At 63.0% G+C, this 13,500-nt stretch carries 9 protein-coding genes; 6 read left to right on the forward strand and 3 right to left on the reverse strand.

Annotation, left to right across the window (positions count from 1 at the left end):
* Positions 1 to 296: 296 nt before the first annotated feature.
* The 4 genes from CIK76_RS08810 (at position 297) to CIK76_RS08825 (ending at position 7,822) form a co-directional block, all read left to right on the forward strand.
* On the forward strand, positions 297 to 4,961 hold the full coding sequence (locus CIK76_RS08810) for an ATP-dependent helicase (RefSeq protein ID WP_096285494.1): 4,665 nt from the start codon (positions 297 to 299) through the stop codon (positions 4,959 to 4,961).
* Between the two features lie 21 nt (positions 4,962 to 4,982).
* The gene (locus CIK76_RS08815) at positions 4,983 to 5,798 is read left to right on the forward strand and encodes a DNA-formamidopyrimidine glycosylase family protein (protein WP_096285496.1); all 816 of its coding nucleotides are present in this window, start codon (positions 4,983 to 4,985) and stop codon (positions 5,796 to 5,798) included.
* An 11-nt stretch (positions 5,799 to 5,809) separates the two neighbouring features.
* A complete protein-coding gene (locus tag CIK76_RS08820; RefSeq protein ID WP_096286003.1) occupies positions 5,810 to 6,817 on the forward strand; it encodes a pseudouridine synthase in 1,008 nt (335 codons plus the stop codon).
* 105 nt (positions 6,818 to 6,922) lie between these two features.
* Positions 6,923 to 7,822: a hypothetical protein gene (locus tag CIK76_RS08825; RefSeq protein ID WP_096285498.1), complete on the forward strand. Its 900-nt coding sequence runs from the start codon at positions 6,923 to 6,925 to the stop codon at positions 7,820 to 7,822.
* Here the strand turns inward: CIK76_RS08825 and CIK76_RS08830 are convergent.
* Positions 7,819 to 8,595: an SDR family NAD(P)-dependent oxidoreductase gene (locus tag CIK76_RS08830; protein ID WP_096285500.1), complete on the reverse strand. Its 777-nt coding sequence runs from the start codon at positions 8,593 to 8,595 to the stop codon at positions 7,819 to 7,821. The genes CIK76_RS08825 and CIK76_RS08830 overlap by 4 nt on opposite strands.
* Before the next feature lie 133 nt (positions 8,596 to 8,728).
* The gene (locus tag CIK76_RS08835) at positions 8,729 to 10,177 is read right to left on the reverse strand and encodes an MDR family MFS transporter (RefSeq protein ID WP_096285503.1); all 1,449 of its coding nucleotides are present in this window, start codon (positions 10,175 to 10,177) and stop codon (positions 8,729 to 8,731) included.
* A 185-nt stretch (positions 10,178 to 10,362) separates the two neighbouring features.
* Here CIK76_RS08835 and CIK76_RS08840 point away from each other — a divergent pair, with 185 nt between their 5' ends.
* Positions 10,363 to 10,902 (forward strand): NUDIX hydrolase family protein, encoded by a 540-nt coding sequence (locus tag CIK76_RS08840; protein ID WP_096285505.1) that lies wholly within the window; start codon positions 10,363 to 10,365, stop codon positions 10,900 to 10,902.
* A gap of 8 nt (positions 10,903 to 10,910) precedes the next feature.
* On the opposite strand, the gene CIK76_RS08845 is transcribed toward CIK76_RS08840, so the two are convergent.
* Complete coding sequence (locus tag CIK76_RS08845) at positions 10,911 to 11,963, reverse strand: FUSC family protein (RefSeq protein WP_255248405.1); 1,053 nt, start codon at positions 11,961 to 11,963, stop codon at positions 10,911 to 10,913.
* A gap of 170 nt (positions 11,964 to 12,133) precedes the next feature.
* On the opposite strand from CIK76_RS08845, the gene tgt reads away from it, so the two are divergent.
* Positions 12,134 to 13,426, forward strand: a complete 1,293-nt coding sequence (tgt, locus tag CIK76_RS08850; RefSeq protein WP_096285509.1) for a tRNA guanosine(34) transglycosylase Tgt — start codon at positions 12,134 to 12,136, stop codon at positions 13,424 to 13,426.
* Positions 13,427 to 13,500 lie beyond the last annotated feature (74 nt).

Consider the following 13,500-nt stretch of genomic DNA (forward strand, 5'->3'; position numbering starts at 1 on the left):
GTTGAGCCTAGAGACGGTGCTGAGTTGCTTAGCATCATCGGTAAACGAGAGCTAAATGCCTGCCCTACTGATTCAGGACGTGGCGCCACGCCTAAAGTGGAACCGAAGTTTCTTCGGTCCTGCTTTATTACTTCTCCCAACAGCGAAGAAACGCAACCCAATATGTCGAAGCTGAGCATGTGCGTCACGCTATGGGGCAGACAGAGTGAATAGCGCCCCTGGCAGCAGCCCGATTCAGTTCAATTCGGATACCAGAAGGCCTCGCTTAGTCGGTTCGCACCCCTAAGATCGAAGATATGAGTGAGATTCTTTCCCGGTTCGGTGCCGCGACCCGCCAGTGGTTCACTGACGTGTTCACCGAACCAACCGCGGCCCAGCAAGGCGCCTGGGATTCGATCTCCAGCGGGCACCATACGCTGGTGATCGCCCCCACCGGTTCGGGCAAGACCCTCGCAGCCTTCCTCTGGGCGCTGGACCGGCTCCATCAGGCCGAAATCCCCAAACCGGCCCTTCCGGGTCTCGAGCCGGAGAAGACCCAAGGCTCGGGCAGCGGCACCAAGGTGCTCTACATATCCCCGTTGAAGGCGCTGGGCGTGGACGTCGAACGCAACCTGCGCTCCCCACTAGCCGGAATCCGCGCCACCGCCCATCAACTGGGCATCTCCCAGCCCTCGGTTTCGGTGGGCGTGCGCTCGGGAGACACTGCCCCCAATGTGCGCCGTCAGCTACTGAAGAACCCGCCGGATATCCTGATCACCACGCCCGAATCCCTGTACCTCATGTTGACCAGCCAGGCGAGGCAAACCCTGGCCACGGTGCACACCATCATCATCGATGAGGTCCACGCCATCGCCAGTTCCAAACGCGGCACCCATCTGGCGTTGTCCCTTGAACGCCTCGATGCACTGCTGCCCGCCCCGGCCCAACGCATTGGGCTGTCGGCCACCGTGGAACCTGCCGAAGAGGTAGCCCGCTTCCTGGCCGGTTCGGCCCCGGCAAATATTGTGCGTCCCATTTCCACCAAGAAATGGGAACTGGCGGTGCGAGTCCCGGTAGAGGATATGACCGATCTGCCCTCGGCGGCGGGCGCCCACGATTTGGGCCCCGGATCTTCGCCAACGGCCGGCGCAAGCATCTGGCCGCATGTGGAAAACCAGCTGGTGGATCTGGTCTTGGCGAACCACTCGACGATCATCTTCGCCAACTCGCGTCGGCTGGCCGAAAGGCTCACCGGGCGGCTGAACGAAATCTACGCCGAACGCGAAGGCTTCGCCGCCGAGAATACCGCAAGCTCCAGCCCGGCGGCGATGATGGCCCAAGCCGGATCCAGCGCGCCCAGCGACCCGCAGGCGCCGCTTTTGGCCCGGGCGCACCACGGTTCGGTCTCCAAGGATTCCCGCGCCCAAATCGAAGAGGATTTGAAGCTCGGCCGCCTGCGCGCGGTCGTCGCCACCAGCTCCTTGGAACTCGGTATCGATATGGGACTCGTTGACCTGGTCATCCAGGTGGAGTCCCCCAATTCGGTGTCTTCCGGGCTGCAGCGGGTAGGCCGCGCGGGGCACCAGGTCGGTTCGGTGTCCAAAGGCATTTTCTTCCCGAAGCACCGCGCGGACCTGCTCTCCACCGCCTTGGTGGTCACGCGGATGCGCGCGGGCGCCATCGAGAAGATGTCCATCCCCGCCAACCCGCTGGATGTGCTCGCCCAGCAAACCCTGGCAGCGGTGGCGATGGAGGAGCTGAGCGTTGAGGCCTGGTTCGATACCGTCCGCCGGGCGGCTCCCTACCAGAAGCTTCCGCGCAGCGTATACCTGGCCACCTTGGATATGCTCTCGGGCAAGTACCCCTCCGATGAGTTCGCCACGCTCAAACCCAGGCTCATCTGGGACCGCGACGCCGGTACCCTCACCGCCCGCCCCGGTGCGCAACGCCTTGCGGTGATTTCGGGCGGAACCATCCCGGACCGGGGCCTCTTCGGGGTATTTCTGGCAGGGTCCGAGGATGACAAGGCGCCCAAGCGCGTGGGTGAGCTCGACGAGGAAATGGTCTACGAGTCCCGCGTCGGGGATGTCTTTGCGCTCGGTGCCACCAGCTGGCGCATCGAGAACATCACCCACGACCGGGTGCTGGTCACCCCCGCCTTCGGGCAGCCGGGCAAATTGCCTTTCTGGCACGGAGACGGGCTGGGACGCCCCGTTGAGCTCGGCGCCGAATTAGGAAAATTCACTACCGGTCTGCTCGCCGAGGAACGCGGCAGCGCCGCGGCAAGGCTAGAGTCCGGAGGCCTGGATCCCTACGCTGCGCAGAACCTGCTGAACTATCTGGGCGAGCAGCGCCGCGCCACCGGCCAGGTGCCCAACCACCAGAACTTCGTGATCGAAAGATTCCACGACGAGCTCGGCGACTGGCGGGTGATCCTGCATTCTCCCTTCGGGCTTTCGGTCCATGCCCCGTGGGCCTTGGCCATCGGGGCCCGGGTGCGTGAACGCTGGGGGTTGGATGCCTCCGCGATGGCCGCGGACGACGGGATCGTGCTGCGCATCCCCGCGATGGACGACGAACCTCCCGGAGCCGAGCTCTTTGCCTTCGAAGCCGATGAAATCCTCGACGTGGTCACCTCGCAGGTAGCCAACTCGGCGCTGTTCGCCGCCCGCTTCCGCGAGTGCGCCGCCCGTGCGCTGCTGCTGCCGCGGATCAACCCGACCAAGCGCACCCCGCTGTGGCAGCAGCGCCAGCGGGCGAGCCAGCTGCTGGATGTGGCACGCAACTACCCGGACTTCCCGATTATCTTGGAGACCGTGCGCGAGTGCCTGAATGATGTTTATGACCTGCCGGCGCTGAGCGAAATCCTCTCCCAGGTCTCCTCGCGGGCCATCCGCCTGGTTGAAGTGCAGACAGAGCTTCCTTCCCCGTTCGCGCAATCCTTGCTCTTTGGCTATGTGGCCCAATTCCTCTACGAGTCGGATGCTCCGTTGGCCGAGCGCCGGGCCGCGGCGCTGAGCCTGGACCCGGTGCTGCTGGGCGAATTGCTTGGCCGCAACGATGTGCGCGAGGTCCTCGACGCCCAAGTGATCGCGCAGCTCGGTGAGCAACTGCAGCATCTGGCGGAGAACCGCCGGTTCGCCGGCTTGGAGGGCGCCGCGGATCTGCTGCGTTTGCTCGGCCCGCTCACCGCACCGGAACTTGCCCGGCGCCTGCGCCACCCGGAGAACGAAGCTGAACAGCTCGATGAGCCGGCCGCCCGAGCGCACGCCGAAGCGCTGGTCGCGACCCGCCGCGCCTTCACGCTGCGCTTGGGTGGCGAGCTGAGCTATGCGGCCATCGAAGACGCCGCAAAGCTTCGCGACGCCTTGGGCACGCCCTTGCCCACCGGGATCCCGGCAGCGTTTCTGGAACCCGCAGCGCAACCGGTCGAAGACCTCGTCTCGCGCTACGCACGCACACACACGCCATTCACCGCCACCGAGCTGGCAGCCACGCTGGGCCTGGGAGTTGCCCTGCTGCGTCCGGTGCTGGACAGGCTGGTTGCCGCCGGACGGTTGTCGCTCGGCGCCTTCCGACCGCTGGAACTGGTCCCGGAAGGCATTTCCGGAGACGAGTTCAGCGACGTGTCGGTCCTGCGCACCATCCGCACCCGGTCCCTGGCGGCCTTGCGCGCCGAGGTGGAACCCGTCGACCAGGCCACCTACGCGCGGTTCCTGCCGGCCTGGCAACAGGTCGGTTCCCAGCTGTTGGGCAGCGACGGGCTCTACGAGGTGATCGGCCAGCTGGCCGGTTCCGAGCTGCCCGCCTCCGCCCTCGAATCCTTCATCCTCCCGGCCCGGCTGCGCGATTACCAGAGCGCCTGGCTCGACGAACTGACCAGTTCCGGCGACGTGCTGATCTGCGGCGCGGGCGCCGCCGGCGGCAAGGATGGTTGGCTCTCCTTGCACACCACCGAACATGCCGGACTGACCCTCTCCGGCGGGGACCCCAGCGACCTGACCGCACTGGATCTGAAGGTACTCGATTCTTTCCAAAGCACCGGCGCCTACTTCACCGAGGAGCTCGCCGCGCGCATCGAGTCGGAGGACGAGACTCCGCCGACGACCCAGGAAGTCACCGACTCCTGCTGGAACCTGTTCTGGGCGGGGCTTATTTCGCCTGACACCCTCGCCCCGGTGCGCGGCTACCTTGCCGGCGGCAGCACCGCGCACAAGATCGCCAAACCGGCTCCGCGAGCCCGCGCCGCCCGGCTGAACAGGCTTTCGGGCCTGAACCGCTTGGCCCGCGAGCAAGCAGGGCAGTCTGCCCGCTCCATTCGCGGCGGGGCCAGATGGTCCCTGCTCCCGGTCCCGGTCAGCGACCCGACTATCACCGCGCATGCCACCGCCGAGGTATTGCTCGAACGCTACGGGGTGCTCACCCGTGGCTCGGTCGCCGCCGAATCCGTCCCCGGAGGTTTCGGCCAGCTCTACCGGGTCCTGACCAAGTTGGAGGAAGCCGGCCACGCCCGCCGCGGCTACTTTGTTGAAAAGCTCGGCGCCGCCCAATTCTCCACCTCCAACACCATCGACCGGTTGCGCGGCTTCTCCTTGCCCGAGGACCCACGCCGCAAACCAGCCGCAACCGTGCTGGCCTCGACCGATCCAGCCAATCCCTACGGCGCGGCACTGCCCTGGCCGGTCGGCGACACCGGGCACCGCCCGGGGCGCAAGGCAGGAGCCGTGGTCGGCCTGCTCGACGGATCGCTGAGCCTCTACCTTGAACGCGGTGGCCGCACGGTCCTGACCTTCGGGGAGCACGAAGAAGCGGCCTGGCAGCTCCTCGCCACCGAATTGGTGGCGGTCTTGCGGGCCGCGAAGATCGACAAGATCGCCATCGCAACGGTTAATGGCCAAGCCGTCAGTTCCAACCCGCTGGCGGCACCGCTGCTCACGGCGGGATTCTATTCAACTCCGCAGGGCATCCGGTTCCGCCGGTAGTCGACAAAACGAAGGAGTCCCATGCCCGAAGGCGATTCGGTATACCGTGCCACCGCACGGCTGCACCAGGCGTTGGCCGGCCAGCGGCTGATCCGCAGCGACTTCCGGGTGCCTCAGCTGGCCACCACCGACCTGGCGGGTTACACCGTTCACGAGGTTCGGCCGCGCGGCAAGCACCTGCTGATGCGCTTGAGCCCACCCGAAGGCAGCGGCCAGGCACCGTTGACCTTGCATTCCCATTTGCTGATGGATGGCCGGTGGGACCTCTACGCGCCGGCGGAACGCTGGAAGCGTCCGGCGCATACCGCCCGTGTAACCCTGCATACCGTTCCCTGGACGGCCGTCGGGTTTGATATCGCCCAGCTCCAGCTGGTGCCCACCGCCGAGGAGCAGGGGCTGGTCGGCCACCTCGGACCGGACCTGCTTGGGGACAACTGGGATCCCGAGCTTGCCGCCCGGAACCTGCTCGCCGATCCCGAGCGGGTCATCGGAGAGGCGCTGCTGGACCAGCGCCTGTTGGCCGGAATCGGCAACATCTACCGCTGCGAGGTGCTGTTCCTCACCAGGGTTCATCCGCTGGCCCCCGTGGGCGAGGTCGAGAACCTGCCCGCAGTCATCTCGATGTCCCATCGTCTCCTGCAGCTAAATAAGGACCGCGGCCGCCGTGTCACCACCGGGGATCCACGCACCAGAGAGCCGTTATGGGTCTACGGCCGCGCCGCGAAGCCCTGCCTGCGCTGCGGGAGGAGCGTGGCGGTATTCAAGCTTGCCGGGCAGAAAACCGGGATGGAACGAGACTGCTATTACTGCCCGAATTGCCAGGCAATGAAAGAATAGGTCCCATGGCAATGCTCTCCCCACTCCCGGTTCGCAATGGCGTCAACGCAACACGCTTGCGTGTGCCGAAAAACGGACCGTGGGAAACCGTGGCCGAGTACCTGCTCGAACGCTTCGGGCACGTGGATCCGCAAGGGCTCATGCGCCGCTTCGAAGAGCAGGAAATCGTGGGCCTGGGCGGGGTGCCGCTCAGCGCCAGCACCACCCTGGGCGAGCATGAATTCATTTGGTACTACCGCTCCTTGCCCGTTGAGACACCCATCCCCTTCGAAGCAAAAATACTGCATCAGGATGAGCACCTGATCGCCGTGGACAAACCGCATTTCTTGCCCTCCACCCCGGGCGGCCGTTTCATTCAAGAATCCGCGCTGGTGCGACTTCGCAACCAGACCGGCAACCCCGAGCTGGTTCCCATGCACCGCTTGGACCGCGCCACCGCAGGTGTCATCCTCTTCGCGGCGAACCCGCAGACCCGTGGCGCCTATCAGATGCTTTTCGAGAATCGAAAGATCTCCAAGAAATACCAGGCGGTCGTGGCCCTGCAACCGGGCGACGGATTGGAAACCGGGCGCGTGCTCGAAGCCAATGGGGAACACCCCAACGTACGGACCACCGAAGAACTGCATGGTTTGCTGCAGAGCATGCCGTTGGTCTTCGAAAACCGGATGGCCAAGGTCAAAGGCCAGTTGCGCTCCACCGTCGAAGACGGGATTCCCAATGCGCAAACGCGGATCTCGCTCGGTGCCCTCGGCATCAGCAAGGGGCATCATGCCGGCCTGCAGGTCGCGCTGATGGAGCTGGATCCGCTGTCGGGTAAAACCCACCAGCTTCGGGTTCACCTTGCCTCGTTGGGGTTGGGCATCATCAACGACGCCTTCTACCCGCGCTTGTGGGATCTGGCACCGGATGATTATTCGCGCCCCCTGCAGCTGCTGGCGCACACGATTTCCTTCATCGACCCGCTAACCGGGCAGCCGCGCAGTTTCAGCTCGCGGCAACGCTTAATCGAGGCGCCTTAGCCTGCGGCTCTTCTAAAATCCGTTGGATTATCCTAGGCTGTTGCACACACCTGGCGGTTACTCATACCGCAGAAGAAGAAGTGCCTACCCAAGGACGGTACCCCGATGGCAGAGCCGCAGCCCACCGAGAATTTACGTTCGCTAGTGGACTCGGCCCAAGAGGCGATCGCCGCGGCATCGCAGAAGCAGAGCCTGCAATTGCCCTACGCAGCCCCGGATCGCCGTCCCAACCCTGTGGTGGAGACCTTCGACAAGGTCCGTGCAGCGCTCTTTGCCCTGGCCGCGGCCCTGCTGCTGGTCACTTCGCTGAACTCCGCCTTGGGGACCAGTTCCAGCACCCAGGGCGGCTTGCTCGATACCTCACCGGTGCTTGCCTTTGTGTGGCCGGCCATCGCGATCATCATGATCGCCAGTGCAGGATACTCGGTACTGCCGCACCAGCTATCTTCACGCAGGCAGCGGGCCATCACCGTCTATGGGTTATCCGCCGTGGCGCTCATGGCCTGCGCGCTGACCTTCACCGCCGGGTTCCTCCACTGGCCAGGAGCCCTGCTGGCCACACTGGCGACCGGTTTCGGGATGTACGGCATGCTCCAAATGAACCGGAACACCGCCCGCAATCACCTCGAACGTATCGCAACCGATTTGCCGGTCAGTTTTTTCACCGGCTTTTCGCTGGTCTTCACCCTGCAGCTGTGGTTTGCCGCGGCCGGCTGGAACCGTCCGGAGCACCTGCTGGCGATCAGCATCGCCACCGTTTTAACAACTCTCCTGGCCGCCGGATTTGCACAGACCGAACGCGGCCGCCACGCCCTGGCAACCGGTTATGGCTTTGGCATGTTCGCCGCCGCCTTTCAGGCCTGGCGGCAGGAGAGCGCACCGCTGTGGTTCGCAGCATTGCTGGTTTTCATGGCAATAATCGTGTTCATCTGCGCCGAAAGCCGGCGGTTCCAGATCAGCCACGCCGAGCATCGCAACCAGCGGGGGTTGCGCGCCGAGGATTAACGCGGTGCCATGCGGATGGCACCGTCCAGTCGGATGGTTTCTCCGTTGAGCATTGGGTTGGAAACAATGTGCGCCACAAGATCAGCATATTCTTCCGGACGTCCCAGCCGTGAAGGGTGCGGTACCTGCGCGCCCAAGGAATCCTGGGCCGCTTGCGGCAGCGAGTCCATCATGGGGGTGTGGAAAATTCCCGGAGCGATGGTCATCACTCGAATCTGGTGCGCCGCCAGCTCGCGGGCCAACGGCAAGGTCATGGCGGCCACGGCGCCTTTGGATGCCGCGTAGGCGGGCTGGCCGATCTGACCGTCAAAGGCTGCCACCGATGCGGTATTGATGATCACTCCCCGCTCGCTGGTGCCCTTCGCATCGAGCACGGCCTCGCTGTGCGCCATCGCTTCGGCGGCGAGACGCACCACGTTGAAGGTGCCGGTGACATTGATTTCGAGGACCTTGGCGAACTTCTCCAGCGGGAGCACTCCCTCGCGGCCGAGCACCTTGCCCGGAGTCGCCACGCCGGCACAGTTCACCACGACGCGCAGATGCCCCAACTCGGAAGCGCGTTGCACCGCAATGGCCACGTCTTCGGCCCGGGTGACATCCGCGGGGACGTAACGGACGTTTGCAGAAATCTGGCCCGCAATTTCGTCTCCGTCTTCACGGGGAAGATCAAGCACCACCACGTGGGTGGCGCTCTGGGCGAGTCTTTGTGCCGTAGCTCGACCCAGACCGGATAGCCCTCCGGTGACTAGCGCGACAGTATCCTGCAGTTCCATCGAATCCCCTTTTTTGGCGTTGTTGACTTGGGATTTAGCCTAACGGCCACGAGAAGATTTGAGAAGAGTTCGCATTTGGGAACGGCAAAACCCCCACAGATTTTCACCTGCGGGGGTTTTGTCCGGTGTCGAATTAGTGCACGGCAGAAGTGCTCTCGGCCTCTTCCGTCACGAGCTGTTTTTTGCCACCCATCAGGAAACCGATGATGAGGATGCCGACGGAGCAGGCGGCTCCCACGAGGAAGCCCGGGGCGAAGCCCTCGACGGCTGCGACTAATTCGTCGGTTCCCTCGGCAAGCTTCGAAGCGGTGGTAGCGGCAACGACGCCAACCACCAATGCGGTGCCCAGGGCGCCGCCGAGCTGCTGCAAGGTGGAGAGCAGGGCGGAACCGTGCGAGTGCAAATGATGCGGCAAGGGGTTCAGCGCGGTGGTGAACGCAGGGGTGAAGATCAACGCCAGGCCCAGGCTCATCGCCAGATGCAACAGGACCAAAAGCCAGATCGGGGTCGTTGAATCCAGAATCATTGCATAGGCAAGCATCACCGCGGTGAGCACCAAGGCACCGGGAACAACCAATGGTCGAGGTCCGACCTTGTCATACAGCCGACCGACGAATGGGGCCAGGATTCCCATTAGCAGGCCGCCGGGCAGCATAATCAGACCCGTAGTCAGCGTCTCCATGCCGAGCACATTGGTGAAGAACATCGGCAGCAAGATGATCACACCGAAGAGCGCCACCATCGCGAACATCATCAGTACCAGTGAAAGGCTGAAATCGCGATAGGTCAGCGGTCGCAGGTCCAGCAGTGCCTTATCTTCACGTTGCAGCCGGCTTTGCAAGACGGCGAACGCCACCAAGCAGAGCAATGCGACGAAGAGAATCCCAAGGTTAAGCGGCGACGCACCGGCTGCCGAGAGGCGGCTGAGGCCGTAGACCAGACCACCGAAACCGGGCACTGCCAGCAGGATCGAAGCGAAGGACAGCGGGGCCTTCGCCTGCCCCGGTTCGTTGCCCAGACGTGGAGTGCCGATGACCAAGGCAAGGATCGCAATCGGAATGATCACGATGAACATGAAGCGCCACGAGAGGTACTGCAGAATCAATCCCGAGAGTGTCGGGCCGATGGCAGGAGCCACCGAGATCACGATCGATACGTTCCCCATAAGCACGCCGCGACGCGATGGTGGGACCAGATCGAGAATCGTGGTCATCAGCAATGGCATCATCACCGCGGTGCCGCAGGCCTGAATGACGCGGGCTACTAGCAGCACTCCGAAGCCGGGGGCCACGGCCGCCAGCGTGGTGCCCAGGGCAAACATGCCCATGGCCAGCAAAAAGACCTTGCGGGTGCTCATCTTCTGCAAGAGGAAGCCGGTCATTGGAATGACGACGGCCATGGTGAGCATAAAGATCGTAGCCAGCCATTGAATAGCGTCGGCGGTGACATTGAATTCGATCATGAGTACGGGCAACGCCACGTTCATGATGGTCTCGTTGAGGATTACCACGAAGCTGGATACGATCAGCACCGCAATCGTGGTGAAGTTCTTTTTGCTCAAGCGCTCTGGGGCGTTCGTCAAGGCTGGACACTGCTTCCGAGAGAAGTTCGAGGAGAAAAATACCGCCAAAATAAGGTGAAACGGTGCAACTAATCCTACAGTTCGGCCTTTTAATGCACCAGAGTGAATAGTTCTGATCGACAGTGAATTACGCAACACAGCGGGAAGTTCACCACGGTCGAGCAAATATGTATGAAGATGGTTCTATGAACGTGCGTACGCCCGACCCTTATCCAGGCTGGCTCAACGAGGAGGACCTCTACGAAGCCCGCCAACGCCTCCCCATGCTCTACGTCGAGGCCATTCCGGTGCGCCTCGATCCGCTCGGCTACGTCAATGAGGTGGGTTTGCTGCTCACCGGCGACGAGACGGGGCATATGCTGCGCACCTTTGTCTCGGGCAGAGTCATGTACCGCGAGACCATCCGTGCCGCCCTGATCCGCCACATTGAGAAGGATCTGGGCACCATGGTCCTCCCCCAGCTCCCGGCGTCTCCGGTCCCCTTCACCGTCGCCGAATACTTCCCATCTCCCAGCGAGACCGGGCTGACCGACGATCGCCAGCATGCCGTGGCGATGTGCTATATCGTTCCGGTGCGTGGTGAATCCACCCCGCGTCAAGACGCGCTCGAACTGACCTGGCTTTCGCCGGCGGAAGCGCTGAGCGAAGACATTCAGGGCGCGTTTGCCGGGGGCCGCGGAAATATTCTCCGTCAGGCATTAGCGCATGTCGGAATAAACATTTAGCCAGGTTGCTATCCGTTTGCCTCGGTGATTCCAAGTCGCCGCCGCATTTGGTTTCCAAACCAGCTGCCGAGCAAGACGCCCAGGATGCCCACCGCGGAACCAATGATCGTTTCGACCACACGGTCGTACATCACCGCGGTGGACAGCCCGGTGATCAGGGTGGTACCCACCAGGGCCAACGGAGTGATGAAGACTTGCGCAAGGAAATAATTGCGCATCACCAGCATCTCGGCCAAGAATTGGAACAGCCCGATGAAGGCAACGAGTATCCACATGGCAGGGTTGATCAGGATCAACACAGCGATGAGCAGCATGCCCGCCAAGGTGCCAAGCACACGGTGCACGCCGCGGCGCACGCGCAACGCGGTGGTGTGCCCGGCGAGCGGAACCACGGCGGCCACCATGGCCCAATAGTTGTGCCCCGCTTCGACCTGGCTGCCAACGATATTCGCCAGGGCACCGGCCACACCGGCGGTCAGCACATAGAACAGGCCCTCCCACCAGATAGCCTTGCGCACGTTATCGGACAACGGCGGCACCGGGGTGCGTTTCCACAAGCTTGACCACTGGCCGAGGGCGCCGCTGGCCCCGATGAACAGCGCCAGCAGGATCGTCGCCGCGGCGGCGAACATTGCTTCGCCAAAGGGCGCAGGCTTGGCGATCGAGGCAATCGCCGCGAAGGCGAAGATGTGGAACAGCGAACCACCCGGACGCAACCGCAAGAACCCGGTGACTACCGAGCAGACTCCGGCGACAAGGGTTGTCGCCCCCACCACCTGCCAGGCCTTGAGTTCCGGATTGCCATGGTCGATCCAGAAGGTCGAAGCCAACAGCGCCAACCCGATCACCACGAAGAACAACAGCCCGGAGCGAGTCTGCATGCGCAAGCGGTTCCAGTAGCCATCCACGCGCCCGTAGACGCCGGTAAAGGCGCCGAAGACCACGAACACCATCAGGTCCAACCGGTCGATCAGGAGCAAGAAGATCAGCGGCGCGAATACGCCAACGGCAGTACGTAGTCCGATCCAGTGGTCTTTTCGAGCAGGTCCGAGGGTTATCAAGGAACGCGCGGACTCCTTAAGATTTTGGAGATTCACTGGATCCTTTCGTCGCATTCGCCACAGTGCAGTTACTTGCATTATTCGCCTTTAACCAAGTCGACCGCTAGGTTTTGGCTCACTTTTGGGTTGTCGTTTTCCTCACCCGGCTACACATACGGCACACTTGGTACGTGTCCGAGAAGAACTTTAACCCCAGCAACCCGCATTCCCGCCAAGCCGAATTCGGCTTCGAGGTAGGCACGCGCCTCACCTCCCCCGAAGGCTCGCCAATGTTGGGCCGCACCGGCGTCATCAATACCCCGCACGGGCAAATCAAAACTCCTGCCTTCATCGCGGTGGGCACCAAAGCCACCGTCAAGGCACTCACCCCGGTTCAGGTAGCGGAGCTTGGCGCCCAAGCGGTGCTAGCCAACGCCTACCACCTCTACCTGCAGCCAGGCGCCGACATCCTCGATGAGGCTGGCGGCCTGGGCAAGTTCATGAGCTGGGAAGGCCCAACCTTCACCGACTCCGGTGGCTTCCAGGTCATGAGCCTCGGCTCGGGCTTCAAGAAGGTCATCGACATGAAGTCGGTGGATCAGTCGGGTCCGGACGACGCGGTAGCCCCGGGCAAGGAACGCCTGGCCAATGTCGACGACGACGGGGTCTGGTTCAAATCCCATCTCGATGGCAGCAAGCACCGCTTCTCGCCGGAAATTTCGATGAATGTACAGCACCAGATCGGTGCAGACATCATGTTCGCCTTCGACGAGCTGACCACCTTGCAGAATTCCCGCGGGTACCAGGTTGAGTCCTTGGAACGCACCCGCTTGTGGGCCCAGCGCTGCATCGCCGAGCACTTCGCACTGACCGATTCACGTGCGGGCAAGGATTACCAGGCCTTGTTCGGCGTCATTCAGGGCGCCCAGTATGAAGACCTTCGGCGCAAGGCCTGCCAGGATCTTGGCGCGATGGCCTTTGACGGTTTCGGCATCGGCGGCGCCTTGGAAAAAGAGAACCTTGGCACCATCGTCGGCTGGTGCTCCGAGGAACTGCCCGAAAACAAGCCACGGCACCTGCTGGGGATTTCCGAGCCGGACGATATCTTCACCGCCATCGAGAACGGCGCCGATACCTTCGACTGCGTCTCCCCCACCCGGGTGGCACGCAATTCCGCGTTCTACACCCCGCACGGACGCTTCAATCTCTCGGGGGCCCGCTACAAACGCGATTTCACCCCGCTGGTCGATGGCTGCTCGTGCTATACCTGCCAGAACTTCACCCGTGCCTACATCCACCACCTGCACAAGTCGAAGGAGCTGCTCAGCCACACGCTCATTTCGATCCACAACGAGCACTTCACCGTTTCCTTGGTGGACTCGGTCCGTGAAGCCATCGAAGACGGCAGCTTCTTTGAGCTGAAGGAGAAGGTCTTGGGCGAGTACTACAACGGCGAACCCGACCCGCAGGGTCTGCGCGCCTAGCGGCGCGGAGCACCAAGAACGGCGGCGGGTTGCCTGCGGTTCAGGCCGAGCACAGGTAGCCCGCCATCGCTCTG

The sequence above is a fragment of the Glutamicibacter sp. BW80 genome (assembly GCF_002332385.1).
Lineage (GTDB): Bacteria > Actinomycetota > Actinomycetes > Actinomycetales > Micrococcaceae > Glutamicibacter.

Bases quoted from the DNA above. Each gene is read 5' to 3' on its own strand.
- CIK76_RS08810 (WP_096285494.1), top strand. From the start codon at position 297: ATGAGTGAGATTCTTTCCCGGTTCGGTGCCGCGACCCGCCAGTGGTTC.
- CIK76_RS08815 (WP_096285496.1), top strand. From the start codon at position 4,983: ATGCCCGAAGGCGATTCGGTATACCGTGCCACCGCACGGCTGCACCAG.
- CIK76_RS08820 (WP_096286003.1), top strand. From the start codon at position 5,810: ATGCTCTCCCCACTCCCGGTTCGCAATGGCGTCAACGCAACACGCTTG.
- CIK76_RS08825 (WP_096285498.1), top strand. From the start codon at position 6,923: ATGGCAGAGCCGCAGCCCACCGAGAATTTACGTTCGCTAGTGGACTCG.
- CIK76_RS08830 (WP_096285500.1), bottom strand. From the start codon at position 8,595: ATGGAACTGCAGGATACTGTCGCGCTAGTCACCGGAGGGCTATCCGGT.
- CIK76_RS08840 (WP_096285505.1), top strand. From the start codon at position 10,363: ATGAACGTGCGTACGCCCGACCCTTATCCAGGCTGGCTCAACGAGGAG.